We start from the raw sequence: 17,061 nt of genomic DNA, 5'->3' as shown, positions 1-17,061 counted from the left end.
CGACGGTTTTTGCCGCAATCTTGCGGTCGACCGCAAGATTTGCCGCTTTTCCGGCTCAGCCGGCGGCGCCGCCCATCGCCCGATAGGCGGCCAGCGCGCGGGCGACCTCGGGGTTCGGCCGGGCCGCGTCGCCGAGGCCGAATTCCATCTGCAGCGCTGCCTTGTTGCGGTCGATGTAGTCGATCACCCGCGACAGGTTGGCCAGCCGGTTGGCAATGAAGTTGCCGTCGCTGTTGAGCAGTTCGGCCGAGCGGGCGAAGTTGGCAGCGAAGTCGTCGATGGCCCCGACGGCGCCGCTGCGGTTGCCGGCGAGGACGCCGGCCAGTTGCTGGCGGTCGAGGCTGGCGCGGTTGCTGACCGGGTCGATGACGATGCCGAGCGCGGTCATGCCGCGGACGCCGCCGGCGGCGCCGTGGAAGATGCTCTCGATGCTCTTCTCCAGCTCCCATTGCGCGACCGTCGCCGCCTGCGTGCCGGCGAGCAGGCCGTCGGCGGCCAGGGCTTCGTCGAAGCGGTCGATCCAGGCGTTGTAGGCGGCGACGAAGTCGTCGATGCCGGCGGCGATCGCCGTGTCGCTGCTGGTCTCGTCGAGCGTCGCCAGTCGATCGGCGGCGCCACGCAGCGCCGCGACCTCGCTGCCCATCTCGCGCATTTCGGCGTACTCGGCCTGGTAAGCGACTTCGCGACGGTTGATCTCGGTCATCATCCGGTAGGCCGACTCGGGGTCGGCCAGCAGCGGATTACGCCCGGCGACGAAGCTGCCGGCGCCGGCGGCACCCGGCAGGGCATCGAGGAGGCTCGCCGTCAGCGTCTCCACCTGGCGTTGCAGCAGCGCCAGGAAGCTGCCATCGAGGCCGCCGGCCCCGGCCAGGCTGATGCCGGCGGTGCTGCTGCCGGCAATCGGGGTGAGGGTGATGTTCATGCTGCCTCCGCGCGCAATGCTGTCCTGTGCGAATGCAGCAAGAAGCGGGCCGGCAATCCGGCCGGGCTCACTCCTCGGCGTGATGCTTGCCGCCGAGCTTGTCCATGACCGCAAAGAGCACGCCGGAGACGACGAAGGTCATGTGGATGCCGACCTTCCAGGCGAGCTGCTCGTTGGTGTAGGTGCCGACGTGCATGAAGGCCTTGAGCAGTTCGATGCCGGAAATCGCGACGATCGAGCCGATCAGCTTCATCTTCAGGTCGGCGAAGCCGACGTGGCCCATCCAGCTCGGGCGATCCTCGTTGTCGCCGGTGTTGATCTTCGAGACGAAGTTCTCGTAGCCGGCAAAGACGATGATGATCAGCAGGTTGGCGATCATCACCACGTCGATCAGCGTGAGGATGCCGATGATGATGTCGCTGCCGTCGGCACTGAATACCTGCGGCACGAGGCTGACGAATTCCTTCACGAACTTGACCAGCAGGATGACGATGCCGAGGATCAGGCCGACGTAGAAGGGCGCCAGCAGCCAGCGGCTGTTGAACATCAGGCGTTCGAGTTTCTGTTCGAGCGATTTCATGGGGTTCTCCGTTGCAACGGGCTAATAATTGGGCTGGCTATTGTGCGTTGCCGCATCGGCGAAATCCAGGGCTGGCAATTGCACGGGCCGGCTATCCGGGCGTCGATGCTGCGCTGCGCAACGGTGAATTCCCGGCTGTTCCGGCCTCGGTCGCGGTTTTGTCTGGTTTTTCGGAATAATCGATGAAAATCTTCCGTTTTTGCGAAGCGTTGGCAATCGCAGGGGCTGACAGGCAGATGGCCTTTGCGGCATCATCCGCCTGTCACCCATTCAAGAAAGGCCCGGCGGCGCTCGCTGCGCCGCACTATGACCGACTGTTCCTGTTGCCCGTTGTCCCACTCGTCATCCTTCGCCAACCCTTGCCCGGCTGCGGAGGCCTGACATGGAAATCCTTGTCCTGGTCGCGCTGATCGTCCTCAACGGCCTCTTCGCGATGTCCGAGATCGCGCTGGTCACCGCCCGCCGGGCGCGTCTGGCCAAGCTGGCGGAAGACGGCGACGGCGCCGCGGTGGTGGCCATGCAGCTCGGCGAAGACCCGACCCGCTTCCTGTCCACGGTCCAGATCGGCATCACCTCGATCGGCATCCTCAACGGCATCGTCGGCGAGGCTGCGCTGGCCGGCCCGCTCGCCGAGTGGCTGCAGGGCTACGGCGCCGACCCGCGGTTCAGCGAAATCGGCGCCACGGTGCTGGTCGTCGTCGTCGTCACCTATGTTTCCATCGTCGTCGGCGAACTGGTCCCGAAGCGGATCGGCCAGATCGACCCGGAGGGCATCGCCCGCCTGGTGGCGCGGCCGATGAACCTGCTTGCCGTCGCCTCGCGTCCCTTCGTCCTGCTGCTCTCCAACTCGACCGCGCTGATCCTGCGCCTGCTCGGCCAGCGCGAAGTGCGAGGTCCGAGCGTCACCGAAGAGGAAATCCACGCCATGCTGGTCGAAGGGTCGGCCGCCGGCGTCATCGAGAAGAACGAGCACGACATGGTGCGCAACGTCTTCCGCCTCGATGACCGGCAGATTTCGTCGCTGATGGTGCCGCGTTCCGAAATCGTCTGGCTCGACATCAACCGCCCGCTCGACGAGAACCTGGCGATCATCACCGAGTCCGAGCACGCCCGCTTCCCGGTCTGCCGCGACGGCCTCGAGGACATCGTCGGCATCCTCAACGCCCGTCAGCTGCTCGGCAAGACGCTGCGCGGAACGACGCCGAGCCTGAGCGAGAAACTGCAGGCGGCGGTGTATGTCCCCGAATCGCTGACCGGCATGGAACTGCTCGAGCATTTCCGCAGCAGTGGCACCCACGTCGTCTTCGTCGTCGACGAGTACGGCGAGGTGCTCGGCATGGTGACGCTGCAGGACCTGATCGAGTCGGTGACCGGCGAGTTCGTCCCGAAGAACAAGGAAGACGCCTGGGCGGTCCGGCGCGACGACGGTTCCTGGCTGCTCGACGGGCTGATCCCGCTGCTCGAGCTGAAGGACACGCTCGGCCTGAAGAGCGTGCCCGAGGAAGACAAGGGGCGCTACCACACGCTCTCGGGGATGCTCATGCTGCTCCTTGGCCGGCTTGCCGCGACCGGCGACAAGCTCGACTGGGAAGGCTGGACGCTGGAGGTCGTCGATCTCGACGGCAAGCGTATCGACAAGGTGCTGGCGACGCCTTTGCCAGCCGCGCCAAGCGTCGGCGACAACGCCGATGCCGATGCGGGGACGGCGCCATGAGCTGGCGCGCCTTCTTCGGCCAGCGCTGGCAGGGGCGCGTTTCCTTTCACCAGCTGTTCTGGTGGGACATGTTCTCGGTCGGCACGCTGGTCAATGCCTTCTTCTCGCTCGCCTCGCTGATCCTCCTGACCCAGGGCGCCAGCGGCGGGCTGTGGCTGGCCCTGCACCTGCTGGTGCTGCCCTACAACCTGTTCCTGGTCGCCTCGATCTGGCGCCACCGCCAGGCCTCGACGCTGTCGCGTGCCTCGGCCGGCGTCTGGCTGGGGGCGACGGTGCTGGTCTAGCGCTATTCGTGGCGCAGCGCCTCGATCGGATCGAGGCGTGCCGCCCGGCGGGCCGGGAAATAGCCGAAGACGACGCCGATCGCCGCCGAGAAGGCGAAGGCGGTCAGGTTGATGCCCGGGTTGAACAGGAAGGGCATGCCCATCAGCGTCGCCAGGCCAAGGCAGGCGAGCAGCGCCAGGGCGATGCCGACCAGGCCGCCGAACGCCGAGAGCACCACGGCCTCGATCAGGAACTGCAGCAGCACCTCCTGCTCCAGTGCGCCGATGGCCAGCCGGATGCCGATCTCGCGGGTCCGCTCGGTGACCGACACGAGCATGATGTTCATGATCCCGATACCGCCGACGAGCAGGCTGACCGCGGCCACGGCCCCGAGCAGCGCGGTCATCGTGCCGATCGTCCCGGACAGCGTCTCGGCGATCTGCTTGGTGTCCATCACATTGAAGTTGTCGTCGGCGTTCGCGGCCAGCTTGCGCCGTTCGCGCAGCAGCCCGCGCAACTGGCCGACGACCGTCGCCGTATCGGCGTCGTCGCGCATCGAGACCAGGATGCCGCCGATGTCGAGGCTGCCGGTCAGTCGCCGTTGTACGGTATTGAGCGGCATCAGCACCGTATCGTCCTGGTCCTGGCCCATGCCGCCCTGACCTTTGCCGGCGAGCAGGCCGATCACCTCGCAGCTGAAGGACTTGACGCGGATGCTGTTGCCGAGCGGGCTGGCGCTGCCGAACAATTCCTTGCGCACGGTCTGGCCGATGATGCAGACGGCCTTGCCGGCCTGTTCCTCGTCGTCGCTGAAGCGCCGGCCGGCGGCCAGCGTCCAGTTGCCGGCGGTGAAATATTCGTTGCTGGTGCCGTTGACCGTGGACGACCAGTTCTGCGTCCCGGCGACCAGCGTCACCGCGCTGCCGACCTGCGGCGCCACCGCCTGCAGGCCGCCAACCTGCTGGCGGATCGCCTCGACGTCGCCAATCCGGAATTTCGGCGCGCCGGCACTGTCGCGCCCCGGACCGAGGCGCTGGCCGGGCATCACCATCAGCAGATTGCTGCCGAGGCTGGAAATCTGCTCGGCGACCATGCGCGTCGCGCCGTTGCCCAGCGTCACCATGGTGATCACCGCGGCGACGCCGATGACGATGCCGAGCACGGTCAGGAAGGAGCGCAGCAGGTTGCGGCGGATTTCGCGCAGGGCGAGCAGCAGGGCGTTCAGGAGCATGATGTCTGGCGGCTGTCGCGGTCGACGCGGCCGTCGACGAAATGCACGCAGCGGCTGGCGTAGGCCGCCATGTCCGGCTCGTGGGTGACCATGACGACGGTGATGCCCTGTTCGCGGTTGAGCGCCACCAGCAGTTCCATGATCTCGTGGCTGCGCTGGCTGTCGAGGTTGCCGGTCGGCTCGTCGGCGAGCAGCAGCAGCGGATTGGTGACGATGGCGCGGGCGATCGCCACGCGCTGCTGCTGGCCGCCGGAAAGCTCGGCCGGCGTGTGCCCCGCGCGTTCGGCCAGGCCGACCCGTTGCAGCGCGGCGCGCGCCGCCGCATGGCGCTCGGCGACCGGTTCGCCGCGGTAGAGCAGCGGCAGCTCGACGTTCTCCAGTGCCGTCGTCCGTGCCAGCAGGTTGAAGCCCTGGAAGACGAAGCCCAGGCAGCGCCGGCGCAGCAGCGCGCGCTGGTTGCGGTCGAGCTGCTCGACGGCGATGCCGCGGAAGCGGTAGGCGCCGCTGCTCGGCGTGTCGAGGCAGCCGAGCAGGTTCATCGCCGTCGATTTGCCGGAACCGCTCGGTCCCATCACCGCGACGAACTCGCCGGCGGCGATGGCGAGGTCGATGCCGCGCAGCGCCTGGAAGGCGACGTCGCCATGCCCGTAGGTGCGGGTGATGCCGCGCAGTTCGACCAGGGGTTCCGGATTCACGGTTTTGCCGCCCGGTAGTCGGTGATCACGGCCATGCCGGCCTGCAGCGGGCCGCCGGTGATCTCGGTGAAACGGCCGTTGCTGACGCCGGTGACGACGTCGACGGCGCGCGGCGTGCCGTTGTCGAGCACCCAGACCTGCGCCGACTTGCCGCTGGCGGCGGCCGGCGCCGGGCGGGGCTTCGGCTGCTCGGGCGGGCGCGGCACCAGGCGGCCGAGCAGGCTGCCGCCGCCGACCTCCGGTGTCGTCGCGGGAACGTAGCGCAGCGCAGCGTTGGCGACCAGCAAGGCATCCCGGCGTTCGGCGGTGACCACGGTGGCGGTCGCGGTCATGCCCGGACGCAGCGCCAGGTCGTCATTGGCGACCTCGAGCACGGTCTTGTAGGTGACCACGTTGTCGGTTGTCGTCGCGCCCAGGCCGACGCGCCGGATGCTGGCCGGAAACTTGCGCCCCGGCCAGGCCGAGACGGTGAAGCTGGCCGGTTGCCCGGGCTGGACGGCGGCGACGTCGGCCTCGTCGACCTTGACCTGCAGCTCCATCCGGGTCAGGTCTTCGGCGAGCACGAACAACACCGGCGTCGTCATCTGCGCGGCGACCGTCTGTCCGGGTTCGACCTTGCGCGTCAGCACGACGCCGTCGACCGGCGAGCGCACGGTCGCCTTGGTCAGGTTGGTCTCGTTGGTTTTCAGCGTCGCCTGCGCCTTGGTCACCTGTGCGATGGCGCTGGCTTCGGCGGCCTGGGCGCGGAGGACCGCGGCCTCGGCGGTTTCGAGTTCGGTGCGGGCCGGCACCTTGCCGCCGGAAAGCTCGGCGACGCGTTGCATGCGGGCCAGCGCAGCACGGCTTTCGGCGAGCGTCGCGCGGGCTTCGGCGACGCCGGCGGTGGCCGCGGCGACGGCGGCGCGCGACTCGATCACCGCGTCCTCGAGCTTGGCGGTATCGAGCCGGGCCAGCACCTGGCCACGACTGACGACGTCGTTTTCCTGGACGCGGACGTCTGCCAGCGTTCCCGACAGCTCGCTGCCGACGTCGACCGACTTGGTCGGCTGCAGGGTGCCGCTGGCCGTGGCCGTGACCACCAGGGCGCCGCGGGCTGCCGGTTCGGTCAGATACTGGCCGGCGGGCGCCGGCTTGCCGGCGGCTGCGATCGCCAGCACGACGCTGGCAAGCAGCCCGCAGGCGGTGAGGAGCCAGCGTCGCCGGTTGCCGGTCGGCGTTTTGCTGCGGGCGGCATCGAGCAGTTGCCGCAGGTTGTCGTCGGGCGGGAGCGGGGTCGTCATGGGGTGTCCGTTGCAGTGTTGTCCCAGCCGCCGCCGAGCGCCTTGTAGAGCTTGACCAGCGAGCTCAGCTGGCTGGCCTCGGCGAGCGCCAGGTTGTCTTCGGCGGAGAGGCGGGTGCGTTCGCTGTCGAGCACGTCGCGGAAATCGGCGAGACCGGATTCGTACAGCTGGCGGGAAAGCAGGGCGGCGTTGCGCGCGGCGTCGGCGGCCAGGCGCCGGGCGGCGAGGCGGTCGCGGGCGGCGGCGTGGGCGAAGAGGGCGTTCTCGACTTCCTCGATCGCCCCCAGCACGCTGCCCCGGTAGGCGGCCAGCGCTTCCTCGGCGACGGCCTGTTGCGCATCGACGGCGGCGCGCAGGCGGCCACCGTCGAACAGCGTCGCCGCCAGCGATCCGGCCAGGGTGCGCAGCAGCGTGTCGCTGCCACCGAGCGCGCCGAGGCTGTAGGCCTGCCAGCCGAAGCTGGCATTCAGCGTCAGGCTGGGAAAGCGTGCCGCCAGCTTCTGGCCGGTGCGCGCGGTCTCGGCGGCAAGCTGGCGTTCGGCGGCGATCAGGTCGGGGCGGCGGGTCAGCACCTCGGCCGGAATGCCGGTCGCCAGGTCGGCCGGCACGTCCGGCAGCGGCGCCGGCTTGGCCAGCGTCGTTGCCAGGGTCCCGGGCAGCTCGCCGGTGAGCACGGCCAGCCGGTTGCCGGCGGCAGCCAGCCCGATCTCGAGGTCGGGCAGGCTGGCACGCGTCTGCTCGCGGCTGGCGATCGCCTGCTCGACGTCGCTGCTGCGGCCGAGCCCGGCCTGCAGCCGCCACTCGGCGAGGCGGGTGGTTTCGCCCTGGGTTTCCAGATTGTCGCGGGCAATTGCCAGGCGCTGCTGGTAGCTGCGCAGTTCGATGTAGTTCTGCGCGACTTCGGCGAGCAGCGAGACGCGGGTGTTCTCGAGGCGGGCGGCAACGGCGGCGGTATCGGCGGTGGCGGCCTCGAGGCCGCGCCGGCGGCCGCCGAACAGATCGATTTCCCAGGATGCGTCGAAGCCGGCGTCGTAGAGCGTAGACGTGCTCTCGGGCGCATGCTGGCGGTTGGCGCCGGTGCTTGCGGCGAGGCTCGGGAAGAGGGCGCCGACGGCCTGGCTACGGGTGGCCCGCGCCTGGCGCAGGCGGGCTTCGGCTTGCTGCAGGTCGGAATTGGCGGCCAGTGCCCGGGCGATCAGCCGGTCGAGTTCGCCGTCATCAAGCTGCTGCCACCAGTTGCGCAGCGTCGCCGGCTCGGCCGGCGGTGGCGTGGCCGACCGCCAGGCGGTTGGCAAGGTGAAGGCGGGAATCCGGTAGGCCGGGCCGACCGAGGGCAGCGAGGTGCAGCTGGCGAGCACCAGGCAGGCCAGTGCGGCGAGGCGGTGGGGGAACTTGGCGGTGGGGCGGCGGTCGGTGTTCATCGGCATGGCGGATGATCGCCTGCAGGCGCGTTAAGCGCGGTTAAGAAGCTGTATTTGTTTGCTTCCTTGCCGCTGCCGCCGGGGTTTTGCGGCAATCGGCTAGAATTCCGGCCATTCACGGAGGAGTTGGGCATGAAGATCGGTTTTATCGGCCTCGGCATCATGGGCCGCCCCATGGCGCTGAACTTGTTGAAGGGTGGCCATCAGGTTGCCGTCTGGGCGCGTCGCGCCGAATCGATGCAGCCGCTGCTCGACGCCGGCGCCGTCGGTGCAGCGTCGCCGGCGGCAGTGGCCAAAGGCCAGGATCTGGTGATCTCGATGGTCGCCGATGCGCCGGACGTCGCCGACGTCATGCGCAGCGTCGCCAGCGCCGGCAACCGCGGGCTGGTCGCCGTGGACATGAGCACCATCGCGCCGGCGGCGGCTCGCGCCATCCACGCCGAACTGGCGGCGGCCGGCGTCGATTTCATCGATGCGCCGGTATCCGGCGGCGAAGTCGGCGCCATCGCCGGCAGCCTGGCTATCATGGCCGGCGGCTCCGACGCCGCCTTCGCCCGGGCTAAGCCCGCGTTTGCATGCATGGGCAAGAACATCGTCCACGTCGGCGGCCCCGGCGCCGGGCAGGTGACCAAGGCAGCCAACCAGATCGTCACCGGCATGGGCGTGCTGGCGGTTGCCGAGGCGATGGCTTTTGCCTCGAAAAACGGCGTCGACCGTGGCAAGGTGCGCGAGGCGCTGCTCGGCGGCTTCGCTTATTCGAAGATCCTCGAGAATCACGGTCAACGCATGCTCGACCGCAATTTCCAGCCGGGCTTCAAGAGCTGGATGCACGAGAAGGACCTCAACATCGTGATGCAGACGGCGCACGAGCTCGGGCTGTGCCTGCCCGGCTCGGCGGCGACCGCGCAGATGTTCAACGCGATGGTCGGCTCGGGCCTCGGCGAGGAGGATTCGATCGCCGTGCTCAAACTCCTGGAAAGTCTCTCGGGACAGGCATGAAGGTCGGCTTCATCGGTCTGGGCGCGATGGGGCGCCCGATGGCCCTGCACCTGCATGCGGCCGGCCAGGAATTGCACGTCTGGGCGCGTCGACCGCAAACTTGCGCCGGCCTGCCGGCCACCGTCCATGCCACGCCGGCGGCGCTCGGTGCCGCCTGCGAGGTGGTGTTCACGATCATCACCTCGAGCGCCGACGTCGAAGGCGTCGCCCTCGGCGAAAATGGCCTGATCCACGGCATGGCGCCGGGCAGCGTGCTGGTCGATTGCTCGACCATTGCGCCGGATGTCGCGCGGCGCATCGCCGGCCGGCTGGCGGAACGGGGCATCGCCATGCTCGACGCGCCGGTTTCCGGCGGCGAGCAGGGGGCGATCGCGGCGACGCTGGCGATCATGGCCGGCGGCGACGCGGCGGTGCTCGAACGGGTACGCCCGCTGCTCGAGACGCTCGGCCAGCGCATCGTCCATGTTGGCCCGAACGGCGCCGGCCAGGTCGCCAAGGCCTGCAACCAGATGATCATGGTCGCCGCCATCGAGGCGGTCGCCGAAGCGATGCACCTGGCCAGGGCGGCCGGCGTCGATCCGGCGAAAGTGAAACAGGCGCTGGCCGGCGGCTCGGCCGGCTCGCGCGTGCTGGAAATCATGGGCCAGCGCATGGTCGACCGTGACTTTGCCGCCGGCATTGAAGCCCGCCTGCATCACAAGGATTTCGGGCTGGTCCTCGCCGCGGCGCGCCAGAGCGGTGTGCCGGTAGCGTTGACGGCGAGCGTCGCGCAGCAGCTCAACGCGCTGATGGCGCTGGGCTTCGGCAAGGACGACACGAGCTCGCTGCTGCGCGTGCTGGAGGCCGCGTGAGCCAGCTGGCACAGTTGTCCGAAGCCGAGATCGAAGCGCGCTTTCACATCACCGGCCGGCGCGCCGTCGCCTTCACGCTGGCGGCGATGGCGCGCGACGGCGAGCGCTTTTCGCTGCATTTCGGCGACGAGTTGTTCCTCACCACATTGCTTGCCGCCGACCCCGAGCGGGCGACGCTGACCTTCGACAGCAGCGGTGCCGAGGCGCTAAACCGGCGCCTGCTAGCCGCCGGCCACGGGGTCTTCGTCGGCCGACCGGAGGGCGTGCATGTCCAGTTCGCCGGCCAGCGCATCCGGGCGGCGACCTTTGCCGGTCGTCCGGCCTTCGTCGCCGACCTGCCCGGGCACATCGTCCGCCTGCAGCGGCGCGAAAGCTTCCGCATCGAGACGCCGCGCGGCCGGCCGCTCGGTTTCACTGGCCGGCTGGCCGACGGTAGCCTGCTGCAACTGCCGGTGCACGACATCTCGGTCGCCGGCATCGGCCTCAACGCGGCCAGCCTGCCCGCCGGCGCGGCGCGCGGCGACCGCCTGCAGGCCTGCCATTTCCAGCTCGACGAAGGGGCGCACGAACTCGCCTGCGCCGCCGACATCCGCCACCTGACCGAGCGCGAAGGGCGCAACGGCCAGCGCTACTGGCGCCTCGGCCTGGCTTTCGACGCGCTGCCGGCAGCCGGCCAGAACATCGTCCAGCGCTACATCATTCGCGTCGAGCGCGAACGGCACGGCCTGGTCTGATCAGGGGCGCAGGGCGACCAGCAACAGCAGCGACTGGACGTCGATGTCGAGCCGGCGTTGCAGCGCCGGCGCCAGTTGCGCCAGGTAATCGGGGCTGTGCGCGACGATCCGGCTGAGCGCGTGGTGGAAGCGGATCGCCAGCGCTTCGTCGATGCCGCCGTGGTGGCCGGCCAGGCCGAACATGAAGCAGCGGCAGACGAGATGCAGGCAGGCCAGTTCGCGGTACTGCGCGAGCAGGTCCGGACTGCGCAGCGGGAACCGCGACTGGAACACCTGGCTGACCAGATAGTGCTCGGCCAGCTGCGGCTGGCGCTGCTCGAACGGCAGCACGGCGGCGCTGGCGATTGCCGCATGGCGTCCGGCCAGTGCCGCGAAATCCTCGCCGGCGGCGGCGCTGAAGCCGAGGCCGGCCATTGCTTCGCCGTAGAGCTCGCGCAACGGGCCGTCCTGGCAGTCGTGCCGGAGTTCGGCGAGGATCGCCCGGAACAGCCGGGCGCGCTGGACCGGGTCCGGGCGCAGCGCAGCCATTTCCTGTTCGATGGCCGGCAGTTCGTCGAAAACGCCGAGGAACCCGCCGATCGCCGCCGGCAGGCCGGCCGGGCCGCCGGCCTCGGCGCAGGCGCGGATCAGCTTGCCGAGCAGCCAGAGGCGGGTTTCGATGCCGGCCTGGCGTTGCTGGAGCAGGCCGATGACCAGCGCCCGCAAGTCGTTGAGGAGTTCGGCGCTGGCCTTCTCCGGGCGTGGCCGGCGGGTTGCCAGCAGCTCCAGCCGGGGATCGCGGGGGACTTCGCCAAAGGCCATCGGCGCCGGGTCGAGCAGCACCATGCGCGCGGCCTCGGGACAGCTGAGGTCGAGCGCGTACTCGAATTCGTCGCCGCAGCGGCTGGCCTGCCGCGGAAAGCTGGCGCAGGTGGTGGACAGCGCGCCGGGGCCGAGCTCGGCGTGGATCCGGCAGAGCTTGCGGGCGTCGAGCATCGGGCAGGCGCCGTCGGCGGCCAGCGTCAGCCGGCCGTAGTCCTGCTCGCCGCGGGCTTTCGGGTTGCGCTGCAGGGCGGCCGCGAAGAGCGGCTGCAGTTGCGGGTGGGTGCTGCGCCGGTAGTCGGCGAAGCTGCGCCGGTCGATGTTGATCGCCCAGCGCTGGCAGCAGTGGTCCTCGCAGGCTTCGCCGATGCAGCGGAAGGCGGCATAGGCCAGCGGCGCCAGGGCGCCGGCGTCGTTCACGCCGCTTCCCGGCCGGCGACGCACTGCGGGCAGACGGCGCTGATCTCGACTTCCGGGCTGTCCAGGCGGTGGCCGGTGGCGGCCAGGCTGGCGTAGAGACTGGTGACCATGTCCGGGTCTTCCAGTTCGGTGACGCCGTTGCACTTCGGGCAGACCAGGAACAGGCTGGGCGACGAGTGGGCGCCGTGGCGGCAGGCGACGAACAGGTTCATGCGGCCGATCTTGTGCGCCAGGCCCTGCTCGATCAGGAAGTCGAGGGCGCGGTAAACGGTCGGCGGCGAGGCGTTGCCGCGCGTCTGCCGCATCTGCTCGAGCAGGTCGTAGGCCTTGATGCCCTTGGGCGTCCGGTAGAGCAGTGCGAGCACTTCGCGGCGGATCGCGGTCAGGCTGGCACCGCGCTCGCGGCAGCTCGCCGCGGCGCGTTCAAGCGCCTGCGTGGCATCGCTGAGATCACTATTCATCGAATTCGACTTGGTGGCGGATATGCGATGTTATAACATCGCTGCCTTGTGATCGATACCGCCGCCGCCGCTTCCCGGTATCGCCTTCTGCGGGAACGCTCCCGCACTCCGCACCGATCCACGACGAACAAGGAACGATCGATGAGCCGATCCGCCAAGCTGCCGACCGAGGCAGAACTACTCGCCGCCGGCGAGGATGACTACATGTCGCCGGGCCAGCTGGCCTTCTTCCGCCAGCGCCTGCTCGACGAGGAGGCCGCGCTGCGCGGTGCCGCCGAGGAAACCACGCACCACCTCCAGGAAAACGCCGCCGAGCCCGATCCCAACGACCGCGCCAGCGCCGAGGAAGAGCACACGCTCGAACTGCGCGTGCGCGACCGCGAGCGCAAGCTGCTGAAGAAAATCGACCAGGCGCTCAAGCGCATCGACGACGGCAGCTATGGCTGGTGCGAGGACACCGGCGAGCCGATCGGGATCGCGCGCCTGCTCGCCCGGCCGACCGCCAGCCTGTGCCTGGAGGCGCAGGAGCGCCACGAAATGAAACGGCGCCAGTTCGGCGGCTGAGCGGTGCACAACGACGACGCCGACCGGCGCATTCCGGTCGTCATCCTCACCGGCTTTCTCGGCGCCGGCAAGACGACGCTGCTCAACCACCTGCTGCGCCAGCCGGAAATGGCGGAAACCGCCGTGCTCATCAACGAGTTCGGCTCGGTCGCGGTCGACCATCATCTGGTCGAGAAAATCGACGATGACGTGATCCTGCTCGACTCCGGCTGCATCTGCTGCACCGTGCGCGGCGACCTGACGCGCAGCCTGACCGACCTGTTCATGCGCTGCCTGCGCCGCGAGATCAAGCCGATCCGCCGCGTCGTCATCGAAACCACCGGCCTGGCCGACCCGTCGCCGGTGATCTACACGCTGATGGAAGATTTCTTCCTGGCCGAGCGTTACCGCATCGACGGCGTGGTGACTGCGGTTGATGCAACGCATGGCGAAGGCCAGCTGGCAACGCACGGCGAGGCGATCAAGCAGGTGGCGATGGCCGACCGGCTGCTGCTGACCAAGGCCGACCTGGCGACGCCGGAACAACTGGCCGCGCTGGCCGCCCGGCTGACCACGATGAACCCGTCGGCACCGCAGCTGCGCGTCGAGCGCGGTGCCGTCCCGGCCTCGGCGATCCTCGGCTGCGGCCTCTACGATCCGGCCGCCAAGTCGCCCGATGTCGCCGGCTGGCTGGCCGAGGAAAAGGTCCGCGACGAGCGTCGTAAAGCGCACGGCCACCATCATCACCACGACGTCGACCGCCATGACGCGCACGTCTACAGCTTCGCCCTGACCTTCGCCGAGCCGCTCGCCTGGCCGAGCTTCGCCGACGCCGTCGGCGTCCTGCTGGAGAGCATGGGCGAGCGCATCCTGCGCATCAAGGGCCTGCTCAACGTCGTCGGCGACCACAAGCCGCGCGTCGTCCAGTGCGTCCAGCACGTCCTCTATCCCTACTCCCGGCTCGACGACTGGCCGGCGCAAGCGCCGTACAACGACCGCCAGAGCCGGCTCGTCTTCATCGTTCGCGATGTCGACCAGTCGCTGGTCGAACAGGCATTCGCGATGTTCTGTGGAGTGCGCGACCAATGCTGATCCGCAAGCTGTTCAAATTCGAGAACGCCCACATCGTCCGTGGCTGCAGCACGCGCCGCTGCTCGCATTCGCTCCACGGTCATTCGTACAAGGTCGAGCTGATCCTCGAGGCGCACGCCTTCGACAACGGCCAGATGCTCTACGACTTCGGCCTGCTCAAGGGCGGCCCGCGCGACCTGATCGATGCCTTCGACCACGCCGTCGCCATCTGGGACGGCGACGACGCCGACTACGTGGCCGCCTGCCAGCGCTTTTCCGAACGCTGGATCAGCCTGCCCGTGTCGCCCAGCGCCGAGCAGTTCTCGCGCCTGTTCTTCCGCCTGGTCGATACCCTGCTGCGCCTGACCGACACCGTCAACGGCGAGCAGGACGTGCGCCTGCACTCGGTCATCGTGCACGAGACCGAAACCGGCTATGCCCAGTGCTTCCGCGAGGACGCCGAGAACCCGCGCATGGGCTTGATCGAACTCGACCGCATCGTCTTTTCCGAGGCCATCACCCAGGCCTGGCGCGACCCGCAGCTGTTCGAGAAGCTCAAGCGCGGCGAGCGCCTGCGCAACCCGTCCGCCGTCTGATTTTTTCCCCGAAGGAGAGCCCGATGAAAAAGCTGCCCGTCCTGCTGTTGACCGTCATGCCCCTGCTTGCCGCGGCCCACGCCGACCATGCTCACCAGCATGGCGCCGGCCAGCTCGGCATCGTCGTCGAGGGCGGCCAGCTGACGCTGCTGCTCGAAGTCCCGCAGCACGACCTGGTCGGCTTCGAGCGCGCCGCGAAGAGCCCGCGCGAGCAGCTCGCCGTGCAGGCGGCGCTGGACAAGCTGAAGAATCCGGCCCGCCTGTTCGCGCCAAGCGCCGCCGCCGCTTGCGAAATCAGCGCCCAGCAGATCGATGCGCCGCTGCTCGAGGGCGGCAAGGGCCACGACGGCCATGGCGACGTCGAAGCGCGCTACGTCTATCGCTGCGCCCGGCCGGAGGCGCTGGTCGACCTGCGCTCCATGGTCGCCGCCGAATTCCCGCGCCTGCGCTCGCTCGCGGTCAGCTTCGCCGGGCCGAAGGGGCAGAAGGCCGGCAAGCTCGACGCCAAGAATCCGCGCTTCGCCTGGTAACGATGGCCGCTGCGGCGATCCGCATCGACGACCTGGTCTTTCGCTGGCGCCCGGATGCGGCGCCGGCGGTCAAACTGGCGAAGTTGACGGTCGACGCCGGAAAAAGCCTGTTTTTGCACGGCCCCAGCGGCGCCGGCAAGAGCACGCTGCTCAACCTGCTCGGCGGCGTCCTGCTGCCCGAGCGCGGCCGCATCGAGGTGCTCGGCCAGGTCCTCGGCGACCTGCCGGCTGCGCGCCGCGATGCCTTCCGCGCCGATCACCTCGGGTTCGTCTTCCAGCAGTTCAACCTGCTGCCCTGGCTGTCGGCCCTCGACAATGTCCTCCTGCCCTGCCGTTTCTCGCGGCGCCGGGCGCAGCGCGCCGGCGAACCGGACGCCGCGGCACGGCGCCTGCTCGCCGCGCTCGACCTCGACGCGGCGGCGCACGGCGCGCCGGCCGGCGAACTCTCGGTCGGCCAGCAGCAGCGCGTTGCCGCCGCCCGGGCGCTGATCGGCCGGCCGGAAATCGTCATCGCCGACGAGCCGACCTCGGCCCTCGACGCCGCCCGCCAGGACGCCTTCATCGACCTGCTGCTGGGCGAGGCGAAGGCGGCCGGCAGCACGGTCGTCTTCGTCAGCCACGACCTGCGCCTGGCGGCGCATTTCGATGAAAAACTGGCGTTGACCGTCGGAGCCGACGCATGAGGGCGCTGCTCCGCCTGGCCCTGGCCAGCGCCTGGAACCGTCGGCTCGGACTGGGCCTGACGCTGCTTTCGGTGATGCTGGCGGCAACGCTGCTACTCTCGGTCGAACGCGTGCGCCAGGCGGCGCGCGCCAGCTTCGCCCAGTCGGTGTCGGCCACCGACCTCGTCGTCGGTGCCCGCAGCAGCCCGGTCCAGCTGGTCCTCCATGCCGTCTTCCACCTCGGCGAGCCGACCGGCAACCTCGGCTGGGACAGCTACCGCAAGATCGCTGCCGACCCGGCGATCGCCTGGAGCGTACCGCTGTCGCTCGGCGATTCGCACCGCGGCTATCCGGTGCTCGGGACGACCCCCGACTACTTCGTCCATTTCCGTTACGGCGACCGCCAGCCGCTGAGCTTTGCCAGTGGTGCCGCCTTCGCCGGCATCTTCGAGGCGGTGCTCGGGGCCGAGGTCGCTGCGCGCCTCGGCTACCGCGTCGGCGAGCGCATCACCCTGAGCCACGGCGACGGCGGCCTGGCCGGCATGGAACACGAGGACAAGCCGTTCACCGTGGTCGGCATCCTGGCGCCGACCGGGACGCCGGTCGACCGCAGCGTGCATGTCGGCCTGGCGGCGATCGAGGCGATCCACCTCGACTGGATCGGCGGCGCGCCGGTGCCCGGTTTCAGCATCGGCGCCGAGGTCGTGCAGAAGTTCGACCTGACGCCGAAATCGATCACCGCCTTCCTCGTCGGCCTGCACCGGCGCGGCGAGGTCTTCGCCGTCCAGCGCCGCATCGGCGCCTTCGCCGGCGAGCCGCTGACGGCGGTGCTGCCCGGCGTTGCCCTCGACCAGTTGTGGCAGAGCGTCGGTTTCGCCGAGCGTGCGCTGCAGGTCCTGTCCTGGCTGGTGCTGGCGGTCGGCCTGGCCGGGCTGGCGGCGACGATGCTGGCCGGCCTCGATCAGCGCCGCCGCGAACTGGCGATCCTGCGCTCGCTCGGTGCCGGTCGTCGCCACCTGCTGGCCCTGCTGGTCCTTGAAAGCGGTGTCGTCAGCCTGCTCGGCTGCCTGCTCGGTCTGGCCGCGACGACGCTGCTGGCGCTGTTCGGCGCCGGCCGGCTGGCTGCCTTCGGGCTCAGCGCGCTGCCGCTGACGGTCGCCGCCGGCGAAATGCAACTTCTCGCCGCCGTGCTGGTCTGTGGCCTCCTGGTCGGGCTGTTGCCGGCCTGGCGCGCCTACCGCCTGTCGCTCGCCGATGGCCTGACGCCCCGTTGTTGAAGGAAACTC

At 69.5% G+C, this 17,061-nt stretch carries 20 protein-coding genes; 12 read left to right on the top strand and 8 right to left on the bottom strand.

Annotated elements, in window-relative coordinates; all coding sequences use genetic code 11:
* Nucleotides 1-55: 55 nt before the first annotated feature.
* Together DFR40_RS07125 and DFR40_RS07120 are read right to left on the bottom strand one after the other, a co-directional pair.
* Nucleotides 56-922: a flagellar filament capping protein FliD gene (locus DFR40_RS07125; RefSeq protein WP_121457788.1), complete on the bottom strand. Its 867-nt coding sequence runs from the start codon at nt 920-922 to the stop codon at nt 56-58.
* 67 nt (nt 923-989) lie between these two features.
* Complete coding sequence (locus DFR40_RS07120) at nt 990-1,502, bottom strand: TIGR00645 family protein (protein WP_121457787.1); 513 nt, start codon at nt 1,500-1,502, stop codon at nt 990-992.
* A gap of 182 nt (nt 1,503-1,684) precedes the next feature.
* Here DFR40_RS07120 and DFR40_RS16935 point away from each other — a divergent pair, with 182 nt between their 5' ends.
* Genes DFR40_RS16935 through DFR40_RS07110 form a run of 3 tightly spaced genes read left to right on the top strand, consistent with a single transcriptional unit; the run spans nt 1,685 to nt 3,500 of the window.
* Nucleotides 1,685-1,912, top strand: a complete 228-nt coding sequence (locus tag DFR40_RS16935) for a hypothetical protein (RefSeq protein WP_147431295.1) — start codon at nt 1,685-1,687, stop codon at nt 1,910-1,912.
* Nucleotides 1,885-3,216 carry a hemolysin family protein gene (locus DFR40_RS07115; RefSeq protein WP_121457786.1) on the top strand — a complete coding sequence of 444 codons (1,332 nt, stop codon included), beginning with the start codon at nt 1,885-1,887 and terminating at the stop codon, nt 3,214-3,216. The genes DFR40_RS16935 and DFR40_RS07115 overlap by 28 nt, the downstream gene beginning before the upstream one ends.
* Nucleotides 3,213-3,500 carry a hypothetical protein gene (locus DFR40_RS07110; RefSeq protein WP_121457785.1) on the top strand — a complete coding sequence of 96 codons (288 nt, stop codon included), beginning with the start codon at nt 3,213-3,215 and terminating at the stop codon, nt 3,498-3,500. Before DFR40_RS07115 ends, DFR40_RS07110 begins: the two co-directional genes overlap by 4 nt.
* Before the next feature lie 2 nt (nt 3,501-3,502).
* On the opposite strand, the gene DFR40_RS07105 is transcribed toward DFR40_RS07110, so the two are convergent.
* Genes DFR40_RS07105 through DFR40_RS07090 form a run of 4 tightly spaced genes read right to left on the bottom strand, consistent with a single transcriptional unit; the run spans nt 3,503 to nt 8,113 of the window.
* Nucleotides 3,503-4,711 carry an ABC transporter permease gene (locus tag DFR40_RS07105; protein ID WP_121457784.1) on the bottom strand — a complete coding sequence of 403 codons (1,209 nt, stop codon included), beginning with the start codon at nt 4,709-4,711 and terminating at the stop codon, nt 3,503-3,505.
* A complete protein-coding gene (locus DFR40_RS07100) occupies nt 4,702-5,406 on the bottom strand; it encodes an ABC transporter ATP-binding protein (protein WP_121457783.1) in 705 nt (234 codons plus the stop codon). The genes DFR40_RS07105 and DFR40_RS07100 overlap by 10 nt, the downstream gene beginning before the upstream one ends.
* Nucleotides 5,403-6,686 carry an efflux RND transporter periplasmic adaptor subunit gene (locus DFR40_RS07095; RefSeq protein ID WP_121457782.1) on the bottom strand — a complete coding sequence of 428 codons (1,284 nt, stop codon included), beginning with the start codon at nt 6,684-6,686 and terminating at the stop codon, nt 5,403-5,405. The genes DFR40_RS07100 and DFR40_RS07095 overlap by 4 nt, the downstream gene beginning before the upstream one ends.
* Nucleotides 6,683-8,113 (bottom strand): efflux transporter outer membrane subunit, encoded by a 1,431-nt coding sequence (locus DFR40_RS07090; protein WP_245985626.1) that lies wholly within the window; start codon nt 8,111-8,113, stop codon nt 6,683-6,685. Before DFR40_RS07090 ends, DFR40_RS07095 begins: the two co-directional genes overlap by 4 nt.
* Before the next feature lie 126 nt (nt 8,114-8,239).
* Here DFR40_RS07090 and DFR40_RS07085 point away from each other — a divergent pair, with 126 nt between their 5' ends.
* Genes DFR40_RS07085 through DFR40_RS07075 form a run of 3 tightly spaced genes read left to right on the top strand, consistent with a single transcriptional unit; the run spans nt 8,240 to nt 10,691 of the window.
* Nucleotides 8,240-9,106: an NAD(P)-dependent oxidoreductase gene (locus tag DFR40_RS07085; RefSeq protein WP_121457781.1), complete on the top strand. Its 867-nt coding sequence runs from the start codon at nt 8,240-8,242 to the stop codon at nt 9,104-9,106.
* The gene (locus tag DFR40_RS07080) at nt 9,103-9,957 is read left to right on the top strand and encodes an NAD(P)-dependent oxidoreductase (RefSeq protein ID WP_121457780.1); all 855 of its coding nucleotides are present in this window, start codon (nt 9,103-9,105) and stop codon (nt 9,955-9,957) included. The genes DFR40_RS07085 and DFR40_RS07080 overlap by 4 nt, the downstream gene beginning before the upstream one ends.
* Nucleotides 9,954-10,691, top strand: a complete 738-nt coding sequence (locus tag DFR40_RS07075) for a flagellar brake protein (RefSeq protein WP_121457779.1) — start codon at nt 9,954-9,956, stop codon at nt 10,689-10,691. Before DFR40_RS07080 ends, DFR40_RS07075 begins: the two co-directional genes overlap by 4 nt.
* Here DFR40_RS07075 and fliB read toward each other — a convergent pair whose 3' ends face one another.
* Together fliB and DFR40_RS07065 are read right to left on the bottom strand one after the other, a co-directional pair.
* Entirely contained in the window at nt 10,692-11,912 is a 1,221-nt protein-coding gene (gene fliB / locus DFR40_RS07070) for a flagellin lysine-N-methylase (RefSeq protein ID WP_121457778.1), read from the bottom strand.
* Complete coding sequence (locus DFR40_RS07065) at nt 11,909-12,373, bottom strand: Fur family transcriptional regulator (RefSeq protein ID WP_121457777.1); 465 nt, start codon at nt 12,371-12,373, stop codon at nt 11,909-11,911. Before DFR40_RS07065 ends, fliB begins: the two co-directional genes overlap by 4 nt.
* Nucleotides 12,374-12,514: 141 nt before the next feature.
* Here DFR40_RS07065 and dksA point away from each other — a divergent pair, with 141 nt between their 5' ends.
* Genes dksA through DFR40_RS07035 form a run of 6 tightly spaced genes read left to right on the top strand, consistent with a single transcriptional unit; the run spans nt 12,515 to nt 17,052 of the window.
* Nucleotides 12,515-12,937 (top strand): RNA polymerase-binding protein DksA, encoded by a 423-nt coding sequence (gene dksA / locus DFR40_RS07060; RefSeq protein ID WP_121457776.1) that lies wholly within the window; start codon nt 12,515-12,517, stop codon nt 12,935-12,937.
* A 3-nt stretch (nt 12,938-12,940) separates the two neighbouring features.
* Nucleotides 12,941-14,008 carry a CobW family GTP-binding protein gene (locus tag DFR40_RS07055; protein WP_245985625.1) on the top strand — a complete coding sequence of 356 codons (1,068 nt, stop codon included), beginning with the start codon at nt 12,941-12,943 and terminating at the stop codon, nt 14,006-14,008.
* Entirely contained in the window at nt 14,002-14,583 is a 582-nt protein-coding gene (locus tag DFR40_RS07050) for a 6-pyruvoyl trahydropterin synthase family protein (protein ID WP_121457775.1), read from the top strand. The genes DFR40_RS07055 and DFR40_RS07050 overlap by 7 nt, the downstream gene beginning before the upstream one ends.
* A gap of 23 nt (nt 14,584-14,606) precedes the next feature.
* Complete coding sequence (locus tag DFR40_RS07045) at nt 14,607-15,113, top strand: ZrgA family zinc uptake protein (protein WP_121457774.1); 507 nt, start codon at nt 14,607-14,609, stop codon at nt 15,111-15,113.
* Nucleotides 15,114-15,115: 2 nt separating this feature from the next.
* Nucleotides 15,116-15,796 carry an ATP-binding cassette domain-containing protein gene (locus DFR40_RS07040; protein ID WP_121457773.1) on the top strand — a complete coding sequence of 227 codons (681 nt, stop codon included), beginning with the start codon at nt 15,116-15,118 and terminating at the stop codon, nt 15,794-15,796.
* Complete coding sequence (locus tag DFR40_RS07035; RefSeq protein WP_121457772.1) at nt 15,793-17,052, top strand: ABC transporter permease; 1,260 nt, start codon at nt 15,793-15,795, stop codon at nt 17,050-17,052. The genes DFR40_RS07040 and DFR40_RS07035 overlap by 4 nt, the downstream gene beginning before the upstream one ends.
* Nucleotides 17,053-17,061: the final 9 nt, after the last annotated feature.

The organism is Azonexus fungiphilus (genome assembly GCF_003634965.1).
Classification (GTDB): Bacteria; Pseudomonadota; Gammaproteobacteria; order Burkholderiales; family Rhodocyclaceae; genus Azonexus; species Azonexus fungiphilus.
This window is presented reverse-complemented; position numbering and strand designations above follow the sequence as displayed.

Coding starts and splice junctions, on each gene's coding strand:
- DFR40_RS07065 (WP_121457777.1), bottom strand. CDS start 12,373: ATGAATAGTGATCTCAGCGATGCCACGCAGGCGCTTGAACGCGCCGCG.
- DFR40_RS07040 (WP_121457773.1), top strand. CDS start 15,116: ATGGCCGCTGCGGCGATCCGCATCGACGACCTGGTCTTTCGCTGGCGC.
- DFR40_RS07115 (WP_121457786.1), top strand. CDS start 1,885: ATGGAAATCCTTGTCCTGGTCGCGCTGATCGTCCTCAACGGCCTCTTC.
- DFR40_RS07105 (WP_121457784.1), bottom strand. CDS start 4,711: ATGCTCCTGAACGCCCTGCTGCTCGCCCTGCGCGAAATCCGCCGCAAC.
- DFR40_RS07110 (WP_121457785.1), top strand. CDS start 3,213: ATGAGCTGGCGCGCCTTCTTCGGCCAGCGCTGGCAGGGGCGCGTTTCC.
- DFR40_RS07045 (WP_121457774.1), top strand. CDS start 14,607: ATGAAAAAGCTGCCCGTCCTGCTGTTGACCGTCATGCCCCTGCTTGCC.
- DFR40_RS07120 (WP_121457787.1), bottom strand. CDS start 1,502: ATGAAATCGCTCGAACAGAAACTCGAACGCCTGATGTTCAACAGCCGC.
- DFR40_RS07080 (WP_121457780.1), top strand. CDS start 9,103: ATGAAGGTCGGCTTCATCGGTCTGGGCGCGATGGGGCGCCCGATGGCC.
- DFR40_RS07090 (WP_245985626.1), bottom strand. CDS start 8,113: ATGCCGATGAACACCGACCGCCGCCCCACCGCCAAGTTCCCCCACCGC.
- DFR40_RS07125 (WP_121457788.1), bottom strand. CDS start 922: ATGAACATCACCCTCACCCCGATTGCCGGCAGCAGCACCGCCGGCATC.
- DFR40_RS07050 (WP_121457775.1), top strand. CDS start 14,002: ATGCTGATCCGCAAGCTGTTCAAATTCGAGAACGCCCACATCGTCCGT.
- dksA (WP_121457776.1), top strand. CDS start 12,515: ATGAGCCGATCCGCCAAGCTGCCGACCGAGGCAGAACTACTCGCCGCC.
- DFR40_RS07095 (WP_121457782.1), bottom strand. CDS start 6,686: ATGACGACCCCGCTCCCGCCCGACGACAACCTGCGGCAACTGCTCGAT.
- DFR40_RS07035 (WP_121457772.1), top strand. CDS start 15,793: ATGAGGGCGCTGCTCCGCCTGGCCCTGGCCAGCGCCTGGAACCGTCGG.
- DFR40_RS16935 (WP_147431295.1), top strand. CDS start 1,685: ATGAAAATCTTCCGTTTTTGCGAAGCGTTGGCAATCGCAGGGGCTGAC.
- DFR40_RS07085 (WP_121457781.1), top strand. CDS start 8,240: ATGAAGATCGGTTTTATCGGCCTCGGCATCATGGGCCGCCCCATGGCG.